Raw genomic sequence first — 17,359 nt, 5'->3', positions numbered from 1 at the left:
CCCNCGGCATGGGAGGGGAGTGCACTGGGCTCCTGGCGCAGCTACGCAAATCTTTGCCGTGCCAGCTTGGCGCCGCTGCCGAGCGCCATCAGCTTGGCCTCGGCGATCTCGCGCCGCATCGGCGCCATGCCGCAATTGGTGGTGGCGATGATGTTTTGCTTCGGCACGTGTTTCAGGACGTCCTCGATCACCTTGCAGACGTCCTCCGCGGTCTCGATCGTGTCCGAGGCGACATCGATTACGCCGGCCTGCACCACCTTGTTCTTCAACAGGCCGAGCAGCTCGATCGGCACCTTTGAATTGCGGCATTCGACCGCGACCTGCTGGATCGTGCTGGCGTCGATCGCCGGGAAGATCTCCTCATACTGTCGCCATTCGCCGCCGAGCGTTTCTTTCCAGTCGGTGTTGGCCTTGATGCCGTAGCCGTAGCAGATGTGCACGGCGGTGGGGCAGGTCAGGCCTTCGGCGGCGCGTTCCAAAGCCTTGATGCCCCAGTCGCGCACCTCGTCCATGTAGACGTTGAAGGCGGGCTCGTCGAACTGGATCAGGTCGATGCCGTCCTCGTGCAGTGCCTTGGCCTCCTGGTTCAAGAGCTCGGCGAAGGCGAACGCCATCTTGACGCGGTCGCCATAGTAGTTGTCGGAGATGGTGTCGATGATGGTCATCGGTCCGGGTAAAGTGAATTTCAGCGCCCGTGTTGTGTGCGTGCGCGCGATCCGCGCCTCGTCGGCATGGACGCGGCCCCTCAGCCGCAACGGCGCCACCACCTGCGGCACCATCGCCTTGTAGCGATCTTTGCGGATGCCCATCTCGACTTTGTGGGCGAAATCGATGCCATCGACGCGCTCGAGGAAGCCGTGCACGAAATGCTGCCGCGACTGCTCACCCTCGGTGAGGATGTCGATGCCGGCGTCCTCCTGCAGCTTGAGCGCCAGGATGGTCGCGTCGCGCTTGGCGCGGGCAAGCTCGTCGCCCTTCGACTTCCAGGGCGCCCAGAGCGTGTTCGGCTCGGCCAGCCATTCCGGCTTCGGCAGGGAGCCTGCGATGGTGGATGGAAACAGCACTGCGTTATTCCCGGTCGGTTCCATGGATGGCGTCCTCGAATAGCGGCTTTCTGCCGATGTTGTTGAGCGCTTCTCTGCCATGTCTTATGGTCGGGGTACAGAGAACAAACTCCGGACCGGGGCTCCTCATGGTGAGGAGGCGCTTGCGCCGTCTCGAACCATGAGGCCGGGCCACTTCGAGACGCGCGCGGTGCGCGCTCCTGAGGACGGGGAGCAGAACGATAATCGCAGGAAACGCCCATGATCGAATTCTTCTTCGACTGCTCCAGCCCCTGGACCTATCTCGCCTTCCACAACATCCAGCCGCTCGCGAAGGAATTCGGCGCGGAGATCGTCTGGCGTCCGATTTTGGTGGGCGGCATCTTCAACACCGTCAACCCCAGCGTTTATGCCCAGCGGGAAACACCGGTGCCGCTGAAGGCGCAGTACATGCTGAAGGACCTCGGCGATTGGGCGCGTTCGACGGGACTGAAGATCAAGATGCCGCCGACGGTGTTTCCGGTGAACAGCGTCAAGGCGATGCGCGGCTGCATCTGGCTCGGCAACAGGGACATGGTGCCGTTCGCGCGCGCGGCGTTCGAGGTCTATTGGGGCGAGGACAAGGACATTTCGCAGGATGGCGTGCTGACCGAGATCTGCCTGCGGGTCGGCATCGATCCGCGCGATTTCTTCGACGGCATCGGGCAACAGGCGGTCAAGGATCAGTTGAGGGCGAACACCGAGGAGGTGGTCAAGCGCGGCGGCTTCGGCTCGCCGACCATCTTCATCGATAAGACCGACATGTATTTCGGCAATGACCGGCTGCCACTGGTGCGCGAGGCGTTGGCGCGCAAGAAGAAGGCGGCCTGATGCCGCGTGCCGTCATCTGCCGCGAGCTCGGCCCGCCCGAGCGGTTGCGGCTGGAGAGCTTTCCATCCCGTTCGCTGCAGCCGGGAGAGGTGCGGGTGAAGATCCGCGCTGCCGGCATCAATTTTCCCGACATCCTGATGTGTGCCGGGGAGTATCAGCTCAAGCCGGAGCTGCCGTTCACCCCGGGCGTGGAGGCGGCCGGCGATATCGTCGAGGTGAGCGCAGGAGTGAACGGCGTCGCCATCGGCGACCGCGTCATCGTGCGCATGCGGTTCGGCGCTTATGCCGATGAGGCCGTGGTCGCAACCGGCCAGCTGACGCCGTTGCCATCGACATTCGACTATGCGGAGGGTGCCACCTATCTGGCTGCTTACGGTACCGCCCATCATGCGCTGGTCGATCGCGCCCGGATCGCGCCGGGCGAGACTTTGCTGGTACACGGCGCCGGCGGCGGCGTCGGCCTCGCGGCCGTCGAGACCGGCAAGCTGTTAGGAGCGACCGTGATCGCCGCCGCCTCATCCGAGGAGAAACTCAGAGTCGCGCAAGCGCGCGGCGCCGATCATCTCGTGCTCTATTCCCGCGAGCCGTTCCGCGACGCGGTCAAGCGCATCACGGATGGTCGTGGCGTCGACGTCGTGTTCGATCCGGTCGGCGGCGAGGTGTTCGAGCAGAGCGTGCGCTGCATCGCCTGGGGCGCGCGACTGCTGGTGGTCGGCTTCACCGGCGGCATTGGGCTGGCGCGCACCAATCTCATTCTGATGAAGGGCGCCAGCGTGCTCGGCGTGCGCGCCGGCGAGGCGGCCCGCAAGGACCCGGCGCTGGCTGAAAGGCGCATCGCCGCGTTGCTGGACTGGGCCGAAACCAGCAGGCTGCGCCCGCACGTCTCGCACCGGGTGCCGTTCGCGGACTATGCACGTGCGATGCAGCTGCTACTCAATCGCAAGGCGATCGGCCGCGTCGCGCTGGTGATGGATTAGCGCAACCTGGTTGTTCGGAAACGCGGCAACCCCTGCCTAAAATATCAGCGAAGGTGCCGGGGTAATTCTTTACGATTGTTCGACTAACACCGATCGAAGGTGTGAGTTCGATCATGTTGAAGAAAACCAGGATACTTCACCGCATCGCCTTGTCGGCGTTGCTGCCTCTGCTCACCTTGGCCGCGCTTGCCACTTACGAAATCTCGGCCAAATGGCTGGTCCGCGCCGAGATGGCGCGCCTGCAGCCGGTTGCAGCGGCCGTCGAAAAGCTCAGCCGCTTCGTTCACGAACTGCAGCGCGAGCGCGGCCTGTCGTCAGCGTTCCTCAGCAGCAAGGGCACGCAGATGGGCCCTGAGCTCGGCCGGCAGCGCCAGCAGACCGATGCGGAGCGTGCCAGTGCGGTCGCCGCGCTCGGTGAGTTGCGCGGCGCCCAAGCCCTGACGGCGGCCGTGCGGGACTGCGAGCAGCAACTGACACAGCTCGACCGCTATCGCAGCGAGATCGACGCGCAGTCGGTCACGCCGCCGGTTGCCGTCGGCTATCTCACCGAGATCGTCGGTCGGTTGATCGGGCTGATCAACGGCATCTCCCGGCTGAGTGACGACGACGAGATCTCCAAGGCCATCATCGCCTATGGCAATCTGACCGAGGGCAAGGAGCGCGCCGGATTGGAGCGCGCCACCGTGGCCGGCGGACTTGCTGCCGGGCGTTTCGAACCGGCCGGCTATGCCCGTGCGATGGGGCTCGCCGCGGCCCAGGAAAGTTTCTTCAGCGCCTTTCGAACGGTTGCGACCGCCAAGTCGCAGGCGGCGTTCCAGGCGGCGATGGCAAGCCCCGCGATCGAAGGGTTCAGCGCGATGCGCAAGACCGTCGAGCAGGGCGCGTTCAGTGGGGATTTCAAGGGACTCGAGAGCAAGACCTGGTGGGATATGGCCACGCGGCGGATCGATCTGCTGAAGCAGGTCGAGGACGCGTTGGCGGCCGAATTGTCGGAGCTGATGGCCCGCAAGGAGGCTGACGCGAACCGGAGCCTGGCTGCCGTTGCTGTGTTGTTGCTGGCGGCCCTGCTGGTCAGCATCGGCGCCGTGCTTGCGATGGCGCGCAGCATCACCGAGCCGGTCAACGCGCTCGCCGATGCGATGACGCGACTGGCCAAAGGTGACCTCACGACAGAGGTCGACGCGGTCGACCGGCACGATGAAATCGGGCTGATGGCGCGGTCCGTACAGTTCTTCAAGCAGAACATGATCCATACGGCCGAGCTCACCGCGAGGGACGCCGAGGCCGAACGCGCGCGCACCGCCAAGGCGCGGCAGGTCGGCGAACTCGCCGATCGGTTCGGCAACGACATCACTGGAGTGATCGAGACCGTGATCTCGTCGTCGACCCAGTTGGAGTCGACCGCCGCTGTCATGGACAAGAGTGCGAGCCGGACCAGCGGCGAGGCGGCGAGGGTGGCGCAGACGACCGAAGCCGCGTCGAGCAACATGCAGACGGTCGCAGCCGCGTCGGAGCAGCTGTCGACCGCGGTCGCCAGGATCGGCGGCCAGGTGACGCAGTCGACCGACATCGCGCGTGACGCGGTCGCCGAGGGGCAACGGGCCAACGAGACGGTGCAGAGCCTCTCCAACGCGGCCGAGAAGATCGGCGATGTCGTCAGGCTGATCAGCGAGATCGCCGGTCAGACCAACCTGCTCGCGCTCAATGCCACGATCGAGGCCGCGCGGGCGGGCGATACCGGCCGCGGCTTTGCCGTGGTCGCCGGCGAAGTGAAAAATCTCGCTGAGCAGACGGCCAAGGCCACCGACGACATCCGCGCCCAGATATCGGCGATGCAGGGCATCTCGACCGAGGCGGTGCGGGCCATCAAGGGGATCACCGCGACGATCGGCGAGCTCAACGCGATTGCCGTCTCGATTGCATCGGCGGTCGAGGAGCAGGACGCGGCGACCCGCGAGATCGTTCGCAACGTGCAACGTGCGGCGCAGGGCACCGGCGACATATCGCAGAACATCCTGCAGGTCACCGCCGCGGCCACCGAGTCCGGCACCGCAGCCAGCCAGGTGCTCGGCGCCTCCAAGGAGCTGTTGCGCCAATCGGAGAGCATGCGCCGGCACGTCGACGCCTTCATCAGCGGCATCAAGGCGGCGTGAGCTGCAAAGTAGCTCTGGCGATGGACGCAGAGGCCGACAACTCGCCCCACTGTCGTCCTGGCCTTGAGCCGGGACCCATACGCACAGAACGTCGTTTGGAGAAGACCGACGTTCCAAGTGCCACAAGATAGATCACGCGGTATGGGTCCCCGTGTTCCGCGGGGACGACAGCGAAGTTGTGACTACTTGTAGTCCCGCTCGTCCCACCACGGGAAATAATCCGGCATGTCGGTGGACACCTTGTTCTTGAACTGGGCCGGGCGCTTCTCCAGGAACGCGGTCACGCCTTCCTTGACGTCGTCGGAGCGGCCGCGTGCGTAGATGCCGCGGCTGTCGACCTTGTGCGCCTCCATCGGATCATCGGTGCCCATCATGCGCCACATCATCTGGCGAATCAGCGCGATCGAGACCGGTGCGGTCTTCTCCGCGATCTCGCGTGCCAGCGCGCGTGCGGTCGGCAGCAGCTCATCCGCGGGCACCACCTTGCTGACGAGCCGCCCCGCGAGCGCCTCCTGTGCCGGGAAGACGCGGCCGGTGTAGCACCATTCCAAAGCCTGCGAGATGCCGACGAGGCGCGGCAGGAACCAGCTCGAGGCGGCTTCGGGCACGATGCCGCGCTGGGAGAACACGAAGCCGAAGCGCGCGGCCTCAGAGGCGATGCGGATGTCCATCGCCAGCTGCATGGTGACGCCGATGCCGACCGCGGGTCCGTTCACGGCGGCGATCACCGGCTTCAATGATTTGAAGATGCGCAGGGTCACCTGGCCGCCGCCGTCGCGCACCTGCGGATCGGAATAGTCGACGCGCCCGTCGGGATGGCGCCGCACCGGACCGCGCCTGACGTCGCGGTCGAACGTGTCAGCACCGGATGACAGGTCGGCGCCGGCACAGAAGGCGCGCCCCGCACCGGTGACGATGACCGCCCTGATCTCGTCATCTCTGTCGGCGCGGTCGAAGGCGTCGATCAGCTCCCGCTGCATGGTCGGGGTGAAGGCGTTGAGCTTCTCCGGCCGGTTGAGCGTGATGGTGAGGATCTGGTCGGCGACGTCGTAGAGAATGCTCTCGTAGGCCATGGGTGTTTCGCTCCGGTGGTTCTTATGATTGTCGTCATGGCCGGGCTTGACCCGGCCATCCATCCCTTTTGTAAGATGATGGATGCGCGGGTCGAGCCCGCGCACGACAGTCGAGTATGTTGTGCCTTTAGCCCTTCGGCGGCGCAGGCCAGGGCCGCTGCTCGCCGCGCAAGCCTTCAAACGTCTTGGCCAGGCCCAGCACGCCGAGATCATCGAAGCGGCGGCCGACGATCTGCAGCCCGATCGGGAAACCGTCGGCATCGTAGCCGGCGTTGACCGAGATTGCCGGGTTCTCGGACATGTTCCACGGCACAGTGTAGGTGATGTGCTCGAACGGTTGTGCCGGGTCGTTGACGGGGGAAGCGAACTCGGCCGGAAATTTCACCCCCGGAGAAGTTGGCGAGATGACGTAGTCGAAGTCACAGAACAGCTTCGCGGCGGCGGCGCGGATCGCCATGGTCACGTTGAAGCCCCTGACCACCTCGACGCCCGAGAGCGAAGCAGCGCGCTCGGCCCATTGCAGGATGTAGGGCAGGGTCTTGTTGCGGACCTCGGGCGTGAGCCGGGAGAGATCGTCCCACAGCCGCGCGCGCCAGAAATTGTCGAGCCCCTGCAGCATCTCGCGCGTGAAAAAATTCTTGGCCTCGCTGACCACGGCCCCGGCGGATTCGAAGGCTTTCGCCGCCTCAAGCACGGCCGCGCGCACCGGCGCTTCCAATGGCTGTCCGACGCCGAGTTCGAGCATCAGGCCGATCCGCAACTTGCGCGGCGACTTCTCGACCACCTTCCAGTTGAGGTCGGTCGGCGGCAGGCTGGTGCCGTCCCGGCGATCGGGCTTCGACAGCACGCTCATCATCAGCGCGGCATCGTCGACGATGCGCGTCATCGGCCCGGCGACGCGGCCGACATAGGGCGGATCGATCGGCACGCGCCCGAAGCTCGGCTTCAGGCCGACCAGACCACACCAGGCCGCTGGCAGGCGCACCGAGCCACCGATATCGGTGCCGAGATGCAGGGGACCATAGCCGGCCGCGGCGGCGGCGCCCGCACCGGCGCTGGAGCCGCCGGGGTTCATCTTGAGGTCCCAGGGATTGCGGGTGAGCGGATGGAAGCTCGAGAGGCCTGACGACAGCATGCCGTAGTCCGGCATCGTGGTCTTGGCGAAGATGATCGCGCCCGCTTCGCGCAGCCGCGCCGCGGGCGGAGCGTCCGCTGCGGCTGGCGTCAGCGTCACGCTCGCAGCACCGAGCGGGATCGGCTGGCCCTTGGTGGCCATGTTGTCCTTGACCGTCGCCGGCACGCCGTCGAGCGCCCCGGCCGGCTCGTCCTGCGCCCAGCGCGCGGTGGAGGCCTTGGCGGCGGCGCGCGCCGCATCGGGATCGAAGAGATACAGCGCCTTGATGTGCGGCTCCCAGGCCGCGACATGCGCCAGCACCTCCTCCATCACTTCGGACGGCGAGAACTGGCGCGCACGATAGCCCGCGATCAGATCGACTGCGGAGAGATCGTGCAGCGAGGTAATCTCATTCGATGCCGGTTTATGCATGGGCGCTCACGGGCAGGCGGGTTTCGATGATGCGGGCGAACATGCTGGCGCCGACGGGCAGGATCTTGTCGTCCAGCACGTAGCCGGGATTGTGCACCGGCACCGAGCCGTCATGGCCGACCCAGAAATAGGCGCCGGGGATCTTCTGCAGCATGTCGGCGAAATCCTCGCTGCCCATCTTCGGAGTCGCGCGGGTCAGGACTTTGGACGGCTCGACCACGGTGCGCGCGACCTCCTCGACCACTTTCGAATGCTCTTCCTGGTTCACCAGCACGCTGAAGATGTCGCGGATGTCGACATCGATCTCGCAGTGGAAAGCGGCCGCAATGCCGGCGCAGATCGCGCGCATGCGCTCGCGGATCAGGGCGCGGACCGAATCGGAAAAAGCGCGCACGGTGCCGCACAGCCAGGCGTCGCCCGGGATCACGTTATAGGCGGAGCCGGCATGGATCTGGGTGATGGAAACGACCGCAGCCTGAAGCGGATCGACATTGCGGCTGACGATGGTCTGGATGGCCTGCGCCACCGAAGTCGCGATCACCACCGCATCCTTGGAACGCTCCGGCATCGCGCCATGGGCGCCGTAGCCGGAAATGCGGATATCGAAGAAGTCGGCGCCGGCCATCGCGGGGCCCGGCAGAATCGCGATCTCGCCATGGTTCAGGTCGGGTGCGTTGTGCAGGCCGTAGAGCTCGTCACATGGAAATTTCTCGAACAGCCCGTCCTTGATCATCGCCCGCGCGCCGCCGAGGCCTTCCTCGGCCGGCTGGAAGATGAAGTGCACGGTGCCGTCGAAATTCTTGGTCTCGGCGAGATAGCGCGCGGTGCCGAGCAGCATCGTGGTGTGGCCATCATGGCCACAGCCGTGGAAGCGGCCCGGAATGGTGGAGCGCCACGGCAGATTGGTGTTCTCCTCCATCGGCAGCGCGTCCATGTCGGCGCGCAGCCCGATCGTCCTGCCGTTGCCGCTCTTGCCCCTGAGCACGCCGACCACGCCGGTGCCGCCGAGCCCGCGATGCACCTCGATGCCCCATTGCGTCAGCTTCTCGGCGACGATGCCGGACGTGCGCGTCTCCTCGAAACCGATCTCGGGATGGGCGTGCAGGTCGCGGCGGATGGCGGTGAGCTCGTCGGCGTAGCCTTCAATGCGGTCGATCAGCGGCATGGGTCTCTTTGTCCGTAGGGAGATGATGATGAAGTGTTATGGCGCAAAGGCCGGGCCGTTCGGCTTGACGCGGACGCCCGGACGCAGCCGCGTCCAGGGCAGGGTGGCGGGATCGGCCGGCATAGGACCGGGCGCGGCGCAGATCAGAAGTTTCTCGGCGATCGGCTCGAAATCGGCGCGGAAATGCACCGAGCTTTTGTTGACCAGGATGGCCTGCTCGGTCGGCTCGATGCCGACGAAGCGATACATCGCCTGGTCCGCAAGCTGTGCCTTGTGCGAGCAGACGACGACGCTGATATCACCGATGCGCAAGGCGGCCGAGGGCCCCATGTCCATTTTGCGGCCGCCATAGAACGGGCCTGGAGCCACGAAGCGGCCATCCGACAGCTTCTCGACGATGAAGCTCTCCGTCAGCGGCGCATCGCCGGGAATGCCGGACTTGCCGCCCAGCGACAGCGTCACGGTGGCGCCTTCACCGGCAGCGTGCGCCGCAAGGGCCGATTGCGGATCATAGATCATGCCGATCGCCGCGCGCTGCGCGCGGTTGCGCACCAGCGCGCGCAGCATGCCTGTGGTGTCGGAATCGCCACCGGCGCCGGGATTGTCCTGCGTGTCCGCGATCACGATTGGTCTGGTCGCGGTTTTCGCAAGCTCCATCGCGTGGCGTACGCCGTCGTCGGGCGAATAGATCCTGCCGTCGAAATCGTTCTCGTGACCGGCAACGAGCGCGGCGATCGCATCCGCGGCCGCATCGGCGTCGGCCTGCGTCCGGCCGTAGGCGAACACGCTCGGCCCGCAGTGAATGAAGTCCGCCGCAGGAAAGCCCGGCGCGAAGGAGAGCGTGGGCACCGCGTCGCTCTGATAGGTCGCGAGCGTCTCATAGATGCCTTTGGTCGGCTGATCATTGGTGCATTGCCAGCTGATCGGGATCAGGAACGGCAATTGCCGGAACGCCTTGGCGAAGCGCTGCTGCGAGTTCACGAGCAACGCCAGATGCTGCGCCGAGGCGCGGCCGGTATCGGCCATGTCGGTATGAGGATATTTCCGATAGGCGATCAGCGCATCGGCATGGTCGATCATCTCAGGCGTGACGTTGGCGTGCAGATCGAGGCTTGCGACCAACGGCACGTCCGGGCCAATGACCTCGCGCACGCGCGCCAGGATCTCGCCCTCACCGTCATCGAGATGTTCGGTGACCATCGCGCCATGCAGATCGAGATAGACGCCGTCGACCGCGCCGGCGGCTTTGATGCGGTCGATCATCACGCCGACGATCCGCTCGAACGCGTCTTCCGTGACATGCGCCGAGGGGCTCGCAAAGCAGGCGATCGTCGGCACCAGATCCCAGCCCTTGGCCTCGGCCTCAGCGATGAAGCCGGACTGGCCGGCATTGATGTTGCGCATCGTCGTCAGCACGCTCGCAGCGTCCGCGATCGACGCCGCGCCGCTGCCATGCATGAACGCGTCGTAGCCCGCTTTGGTCGGCGCAAAGGTATTGGTCTCGTGCAGCAAGCCGCCGATCGCGATGCGGGTCATCAGTTCGTCTCAGTCCGTTGACGTGGTCCGCGACGTTAGACCTCTCCTCGCGCGCTGCGCAAGCAAAGGAGCAATTCCGTTTTGCATGTGCTGGGCGCGCCCGGCGCGCGTTGGCCGGCCGTCCAGTTTCCACAGCGTCGTTCCGGGGCATCGCGTAGCGATGAGCCCGGAATCCATAACCACAGCAGGATCTGTGCGGCACGCGCGTCGACCGGCTGATGTGACCACATCCGCCTGTGAGTATGGCTTCCGGGCTCGCGCGGAGCCTGTCATCGGGCCGCGCTTTGCGCGGACCCGTTGGCACGCCCGGAAATGACGAGGAGGATAGATCGCGAGCCCTCTCGACGCTGCTACGCCACCGCCTCTGCCACGGGGCGGAAATTGGCAAAATCCCAGTTGCGGCCGGGCGCGGCCTCGAGCAGCGCCCGCGTATAGGCTTCCTTCGGATGCGTCAGGATCTCGCCGGCCGGGCCTTGTTCGACGATGCGGCCCTTCTGCATCACCACGACGTCGTCGCAGATCTGCGCGGCGACGCGCAGATCGTGGGTGATGAACAGGATTGCGATGCCGAGCCGGCGCTGGATCTCGTCGAGCAGATCCAGCACCTGCGCCTGCACGGACACGTCGAGCGCGGAGACTGCTTCGTCGGCGACCAGCACATCCGGATCCAGCGCGAGCGCGCGCGCGATTGCGATGCGCTGGCGTTGCCCACCGGAGAACTGGTGCGGGAACCGGGAGATGGAGTCGGCGGGCAGGCCGACCAGTTCCAACAGTTCGCGTGCGCGCGCCATCGCCTTGTCGCGCGACGTGCCATAGTTGATCGGGCCTTCCGCAATGCTTTCGCCCACGGTCAGGCGCGGGTTCAGTGAGCGGTAGGGGTCCTGGAACACGATCTGGATGCGCTTCCTGTGCGGCTGCAGCAGGCGACGCGTCAGGATGGAGATCTCGTGGCCGGCGAGCCGGACGCCGCCCGAGGTCGGGTCGATCAGCCGGACGATGCAGCGCGCCACCGTCGACTTGCCCGAGCCGCTCTCGCCGACGATGCCGAGCGTGCGGCCCTTGCGCAATGTGAGCGACACGTTCTGCGCAGCGACCACTTCGCGCGCTTTGCCGAGCAGGGAACGCTCGCGATAGACCTTGCCGAGCTCGTTGGCCTCCAGCACCACCGGCTCTTTCGTCTCGGGGCGCGCGGGCCGCGGAATCAGGCTCGGCACAGCGGCGAGCAGGTTGCGCGTGTAGTCCATTTCCGGCTGGCGCAGGATCTTGTCGAGCGCGCCGGTCTCGACCAATCGGCCCTGGCGCATCACGGCGACGCGGTCGGCGATCTCGGCGACCACGCCCATGTCGTGGGTGATGAACAGCACGGCGGTGCCGTGGTCGCGCTGCAGGTCGCGGATCAAAGTGAGGATCTGCTTCTGGGTGGTGACGTCGAGCGCGGTGGTCGGCTCGTCCGCGATCAGAAGCTTCGGCTCCAGCACCAGCGCCATCGCGATCATGATGCGCTGACGCTGACCGCCCGACAGGCGATGCGGGTAGGAGGCGAAGATGCGCTCGACGTCGGGCAGGCGCACCTGCTCCATCATGTCGAGAATGCGTTTGCGGCGGGTGCGTGCATCGAGCGACGTATGTGCGCGCAAGACCTCGTCGATCTGGCGGCCGACCGGCACCACCGGATTGAGCGCCGTCATCGGCTCCTGGAAGATCATCGCCATGGTGGTGGCGCGCAACTGCCGCAGGCGCCGGTCGGTGGCGGTCAACAGCTCTTCGCCGACCAGCTTGATGCTGCCGCTGACCGGATGCAGCGCGTTCTTCGGCAACAGGCCCATCGTCGTCAGCGAGCTGACGGACTTGCCGGAGCCGCTTTCGCCGACCACGCACAGCGTCTCGCCCTTGGCCACCTTGATCGAGATGCCGTCGATGATCCGCGGGCCGTTGGAGTTCTTGGTCTTGCCGAGCGCAACGACGAGACTGTCGATATCGAGAATGGTGTCGGTCATCTGTGAGACTCTCTCAATTGTCATTCCGGGATGGTCCGAAGGACCAGACCCGGAATCTCGAGATTCCGGGTTCGATGCTCTGCGCAAAATGGCTTTGCCATTTTGTCGCGCCGCATCGCCCCGGAATGACGCGCTTGCTTCGTCGCTGCGCTCCTAGCAAAGACGTCATTTCCCGCCCTCCCGCTGCTTCATCCGCGGATCGAGCGCGTCGCGCGCGGCGTCGCCGATCAGGTTGATCGAGAGGATGGCGATCGACAGCAGAAGCCCCGGCCAGAAGATCAGCGACGGCTTGATCTGGAAATAGGCGCGGCCCTCGGCCATGATGTTGCCCCAGGTCGGCGTCTCCGGGCTGATGCCGGCGCCGAGGAAGGACAGGATCGCCTCGGTCAGAATCGCGGAGGCGCAGACGTAGGTGCCCTGCACGATCAGGGGCGCGATCGTGTTCGGCATCAGATGCCGCCACATGATCTTGGGCAACGATGAGCCGAGCGAGATCGCGGCTTCGACATACGGCTCCTCGCGCGCGGTGAGCACGACCGAGCGCACCAGGCGCGCGACGCGCGGAATTTCCGGAATGGTGATCGCGATCATCACGGTGGTGATGCTTGCGCCGGACAGCGAGACCACGGCGATCGCGAGCAGGATGCTCGGGATCGCCATCAGGCCGTCCATCACGCGCATCATCACCGCATCGACCCATTTGAAGAAGCCGGAGACGAGGCCGATGAAAAGCCCGATCGCGATCGAGAACACGGCAGCGCCGACGCCGACCAGCAGCGAGACCCGGCCGCCATAGATCGTACGCGACAACAGATCACGGCCATAGGCGTCGGTGCCAAGCAGGAATTGCGCGCTGGCCGGCTTCAGCCGCTGTGCCGGCGCCAGCAGCACCGGATCATGCGGCGCGAGCAGCGGGGCAAGGACGGAGATGATCACGACCAGCGCCAGACAGATGGTTGCAGCCGCGATGATCGGGGTCGAGGTGAGAAAGCCGAACCGCGGCGTGAGCCGCGTGGTGACCGGCAACGACGGTTCGGGATGGGTGACGATCGCCATCAGGACAACGCCTCAGTAACGGATACGGGGGTCGAGCAGGGTATAGGCGACATCGATCAGCAGGTTGACTGCAAGATAGATGAAGGAGGTCAGCAGGATCATGCCCTGGATCACCGGGTAGTCACGCGCCAGCACGGCGTCCACCGTCAACCGGCCGATGCCCGGCAGATTGAACACGCTTTCGGTGACGACGACGCCCGAGATCAAGAGCGCAAAGCCCGAGCCGATCACGGTGATGACGGGGACAGCGGCATTGCGAAGTGCATGGCGCAGCAGCACCGAAGTTTCACCGATGCCCTTGGCGCGCGCGGTGCGGACGAAATCCTCGCCCAGCACGTCGAGCATGGCTGCACGCGTCATGCGCGCGATCAACGCGATATAGATGAACGACAGCGTGCAGGTCGGCAGGATGATGCGTTCGAAGAACGGGCCGAAGCCTGCGGAGAGGCTCTTGAAGCCCTGCACCGGCAGCCAGCGCAGATCGATCGCGAACACCTCGATCAGGATATAGCCGATCACGAACACCGGGACCGAAAAGCCGAGTACGGAAAGGCCCATCACGAACCGATCGATCCAGGTGCCGTGCTTCCAGGCCGCGATCACGCCGAGCGGCACGGCGACGATGATCGCCAGGATGATGGTCGAGATCGCAATCGAGATCGACGGCTCGACGCGCTGGCCGATCATCTGCAGCACCGGCACCTTCGAGATCAGCGAGACCCCGAGATCGCCGTGCACCAGCTGATTGATCCAGGTGAAGAACTGGATGTACAGCGGCTCGTTCAGGCCGAGCGAGGTGCGGATACGTTCGAGCTGCTCCGGCGTGGCGTTATCGCCGGCGAGGATGGCGGCGGGATCGCCGGGCGTCAGTCTCAAAAGAAGGAACACGAACAGAGCGACCACGCCCATCACGGGAATGGCGGCGAGCACGCGACGTAGCAGATATCCGATCATGAGGGGCCGACTGCCTTCATCCTAGGCTTTCGCCGGTTACACGGCGCGGTGAATGCGCCTGCATGTCACTGATATCAGTCACTTTCAAGATCTCCCGGTCTTCTCGCTGTGCGATGGTTGCAAGCTGCGTGCCATGGCTTGCATTCGATCTGTCACACTCGGATCATGATTGATGGTTCTCGCCGATCGAGAGCGCGCAGATGCGCGACAGCTGCGTGTAGGACAATCCGGTCTCCTTGGCCCAGGCATTGAACTGCACCTGAACCTTGGCGAGATCGCTCTTGGATTTGACCTCTTCGGCGATATCGAGGCCTGAGTCGCGCAGGCAGGCGACCACATCCTTCGAGGTGACGAAGCCGTCCCAGCCGAGGAAGCGCAGCAGCATCTGTCCGGTATTGCCGCCAAGCCGGCTGCCGCGCTTGTCGAGGAGGGCGAGCAGCCCGATCTCATCGGAGGAGGGCCAGTTCGCCAGGAATTTGCCGAAGCTGCCATGCTCTTTCGCGATCTCCTGCACGAAGGCGGCGTTGGCTCGCACCGACATGATCTTTGCTGCATTGCGCACGATGCGTGCATCGCGCAACAGGCCATCCCAGAAGTCATCCGGCTGAAACAGCAGCTGCGCTGGCTGAAAACCCAGAAACGCATCCTCGAAGCCCGGCCATTTCGCCTCGATCACGCTCCAGGCAAAGCCCGCGGAAAACACCCGCCGGCTTATCTCCGCAAGCGCGCGATCATCGGTCAGCTTCGCCACCGCAGCATGATCGGAGACCGGCGGCAGCAGCGCGGCCAAAGCCTGCGCGCCGCCTTTGCGCTTCTCCGCCCGACTTCTGATCGTCTTGAACGAGGCCATGCGCGCCGTATCACTCCGTGCGCCGAACACAGCAGAGTTCGCGGCGCGCGTAAAGCGTCAGCCCGTTCTCATTCCAGAGTTGCGAGCAGGCCGGCCATGAGGCGGCCGCGTTCGACAAGACTGTCGATCTCGATGTGCTCGTTGAGAGTGTGGGCGTCCGCGCCGCGCACGCCCAAGCCGTCGAGGGTCGGGATTCCCAGCGCGCCGGTGAAATTGCCGTCGGATCCGCCGCCGGCTGAGCCGTGCGGCAGCTTCATCCCGAGCTGTTCGGCGACGCCGCGGGCCGTGTCGTAGAGCGACATAGTTCCGGAATCCGGTTCCCACACCGGCCGCGTGACGCCGCGCGTGACTTTGAACGTGACGTCGTTGGTCGTGCCGGACAGCGCCAGCATCCGTTCCACGCCGTGGTCGAGATCCTCCTGACGCTTGGCCATGCTGAGTGCTTCGCCGGTGCAGGTCGTGGCCACGCAGTTGACCCATTGGCCGCCGTGCACGATGCCGACCGAGAAGGTGCAGTCTTCCGTCGTCATGTCGTCGATGACGAGAATTTGCCGCGCCATTTCCCGTATCGCGGAACGACCGGCCGAAAGTCGCGCACCCGCATGGCTCGGCCGTCCCGTCGCTTCGAGATTGAACCGCGCGATCGCGTAACGGCCGGTCACGACGCCATTGTCGGGGCGGCCAGGTTCGGGCACCAGGACGTATTTGTTGCGCCGCGCCTCGGCTTCGATGATGTCGCGCGTCGATGGCGTTCCGACTTCCTCGTCCGGCGTGAAGAGAACCGTGATCGGCAACGGCGTCGTCAACGAAGCGCGCAGCAGCTGTCTGATCGCTTCGAGCGACAGATAGTTGCCACCTTTCATGTCGAAGATGCCCGGGCCATAACATTTGTTACCCTCGCGCCGCCACGGCAGCTTCGCGATCGTGCCGACGGGATGGACGGTATCAAAATGACCCGCAATCAGGATACCAGGCTCGCCCTGTTTGGGATGCGGAAAGCGGGCGCGGACGCAGCCGGCAAAGCCCTGGCGCCCGGCGATGCGTTCGATGGTCGCACCCATGATCGCCATGTCACGGGCCGCGAGATCGAGCATGCGCTCAACTGCGAGGGCGTCCCAGGTCGGGCTTTCGCACTCCACCCAGCCGCGCAAACCCTGCAGCATGGCCTCGACATCAAAGGGAAGATTGGCTGGATTCATGGGAAGCCTCGTTCGTGTTGGCCGGCCTGATCGATGCCATCAAGTGGCGGACATTTTTTAGAGCCAAGTCATGCGCGCGTTAACGTCGTTGTTTTCGACGGCAAGCATGCGCCGAATGCGGATTGACGCGTGAAGCGTCCTGGTGCAACTGTCGAAATCTGAAGACTTACAGCGTGTTAGTTCGCCTAAATTACGGACTACGTGCATAAACAGTGACCGGGTCGTGACCGCTTTTACGCCAAGTCAGGAGACATCAATGTTCCACATCTCGCGCCGGAAACTTCTCACGCTCGCAGGCGTCGCCTGGTCGGCGCTCGCGCTCGCCGGAGCAGAGCCGTCGGAGGCGCTCGCCGCATCGACCAAGAAGACGATCACCGCCGTGATGCATTCGGATCTGCGCGTCATCGATCCCGGTTTTACCACCGCCTACATCACGCGCGACCATGGCTACATGGTTTACGATACCTTGCTGGCGACCGATGCGAACTTCAAGATCCAGCCGCAAATGGCGGATTGGAAGGTCTCTGACGACAAGCTCACCTATACATTCACCTTGCGCGACGGCTTGAAGTGGCATGACGGCACGCCGGTCACCGCGGAGGATTGCGTCGCCTCGCTGAAGCGCTGGGGCCGCAATGACGGCATGGGCCAGAAGCTGATGGATTTCACCGCCAGCCTGGAAGCTGCCGATGCGAAAACCATCGTGCTCAAGTTGAAGGAGCCCTATGGGCTCGTGCTGGAGTCGATCGGCAAGCCGTCCTCGCTGGTGCCCTTCATGATGCCGAAGCGTCTGGCCGAGACGCCGGCGGGCCAGCAGATCCCGGAGCAGATCGGCTCCGGCCCGTTCAAATTCGTCAAGGAGGAATTCCAGCCGGGCGTGAAGGCGGTCTATGAGAAGAACACCGACTACGTGCCGCGCAAGGAACCGGCGAGCTGGACT

General features: G+C 64.9%; 14 protein-coding genes. 4 read left to right on the top strand and 10 right to left on the bottom strand.

The features are described 5' to 3' along the window. Positions 1-41: 41 nt before the first annotated feature. Complete coding sequence (locus BRAS3843_RS32945; protein WP_008973552.1) at positions 42-1,064, bottom strand: methionine synthase; 1,023 nt, start codon at positions 1,062-1,064, stop codon at positions 42-44. A 240-nt stretch (positions 1,065-1,304) separates the two neighbouring features. Between BRAS3843_RS32945 and BRAS3843_RS32940 the strand changes: the two genes are divergently transcribed. The 3 genes from BRAS3843_RS32940 to BRAS3843_RS32930 all read left to right on the top strand — a co-directional run bounded on the left by BRAS3843_RS32940 (position 1,305) and on the right by BRAS3843_RS32930 (position 5,043). Continuing rightward, entirely contained in the window at positions 1,305-1,913 is a 609-nt protein-coding gene (locus BRAS3843_RS32940; protein WP_008973551.1) for a 2-hydroxychromene-2-carboxylate isomerase, read from the top strand. Next, a complete protein-coding gene (locus tag BRAS3843_RS32935) occupies positions 1,913-2,890 on the top strand; it encodes an NADPH:quinone oxidoreductase family protein (RefSeq protein ID WP_008973550.1) in 978 nt (325 codons plus the stop codon). Before BRAS3843_RS32940 ends, BRAS3843_RS32935 begins: the two co-directional genes overlap by 1 nt. Positions 2,891-3,003: 113 nt before the next feature. Then, complete coding sequence (locus BRAS3843_RS32930) at positions 3,004-5,043, top strand: methyl-accepting chemotaxis protein (protein WP_008973549.1); 2,040 nt, start codon at positions 3,004-3,006, stop codon at positions 5,041-5,043. A gap of 182 nt (positions 5,044-5,225) precedes the next feature. On the opposite strand, the gene BRAS3843_RS32925 is transcribed toward BRAS3843_RS32930, so the two are convergent. From BRAS3843_RS32925 to BRAS3843_RS32885, 9 genes are all read right to left on the bottom strand, one after another. Continuing rightward, the gene (locus BRAS3843_RS32925) at positions 5,226-6,116 is read right to left on the bottom strand and encodes a crotonase/enoyl-CoA hydratase family protein (protein ID WP_008973548.1); all 891 of its coding nucleotides are present in this window, start codon (positions 6,114-6,116) and stop codon (positions 5,226-5,228) included. 127 nt (positions 6,117-6,243) lie between these two features. Then, positions 6,244-7,662, bottom strand: a complete 1,419-nt coding sequence (locus BRAS3843_RS32920) for an amidase (RefSeq protein ID WP_008973547.1) — start codon at positions 7,660-7,662, stop codon at positions 6,244-6,246. Further along, the gene (locus tag BRAS3843_RS32915; RefSeq protein WP_008973546.1) at positions 7,655-8,827 is read right to left on the bottom strand and encodes a M20 aminoacylase family protein; all 1,173 of its coding nucleotides are present in this window, start codon (positions 8,825-8,827) and stop codon (positions 7,655-7,657) included. Before BRAS3843_RS32915 ends, BRAS3843_RS32920 begins: the two co-directional genes overlap by 8 nt. 36 nt (positions 8,828-8,863) lie before the next feature. Then, a complete protein-coding gene (locus BRAS3843_RS32910; RefSeq protein WP_008973545.1) occupies positions 8,864-10,363 on the bottom strand; it encodes a M81 family metallopeptidase in 1,500 nt (499 codons plus the stop codon). 350 nt (positions 10,364-10,713) lie between these two features. Further along, entirely contained in the window at positions 10,714-12,360 is a 1,647-nt protein-coding gene (locus BRAS3843_RS32905; protein WP_008973544.1) for an ABC transporter ATP-binding protein, read from the bottom strand. Between the two features lie 165 nt (positions 12,361-12,525). Further along, the gene (locus BRAS3843_RS32900) at positions 12,526-13,416 is read right to left on the bottom strand and encodes an ABC transporter permease (RefSeq protein ID WP_008973543.1); all 891 of its coding nucleotides are present in this window, start codon (positions 13,414-13,416) and stop codon (positions 12,526-12,528) included. 12 nt (positions 13,417-13,428) lie between these two features. After that, entirely contained in the window at positions 13,429-14,370 is a 942-nt protein-coding gene (locus BRAS3843_RS32895) for an ABC transporter permease (protein WP_008973542.1), read from the bottom strand. A gap of 163 nt (positions 14,371-14,533) precedes the next feature. Further along, complete coding sequence (locus BRAS3843_RS32890; protein WP_008973541.1) at positions 14,534-15,220, bottom strand: DNA-3-methyladenine glycosylase I; 687 nt, start codon at positions 15,218-15,220, stop codon at positions 14,534-14,536. A gap of 68 nt (positions 15,221-15,288) precedes the next feature. Then, a complete protein-coding gene (locus BRAS3843_RS32885; protein WP_008973540.1) occupies positions 15,289-16,419 on the bottom strand; it encodes a M20/M25/M40 family metallo-hydrolase in 1,131 nt (376 codons plus the stop codon). Between the two features lie 256 nt (positions 16,420-16,675). Here BRAS3843_RS32885 and BRAS3843_RS32880 point away from each other — a divergent pair. Beyond that, the coding region (locus BRAS3843_RS32880; protein ID WP_035983601.1) for an ABC transporter substrate-binding protein at positions 16,676-17,359 on the top strand (684 nt) is incomplete at its 3' end.

Source organism: Bradyrhizobium sp. STM 3843, from assembly GCF_000239815.1.
Taxonomy (GTDB): domain Bacteria; phylum Pseudomonadota; class Alphaproteobacteria; order Rhizobiales; family Xanthobacteraceae; genus Bradyrhizobium.
Note: the sequence above shows the minus strand (reverse complement) of the source record. Positions and strands in the feature narration are given on the sequence as shown.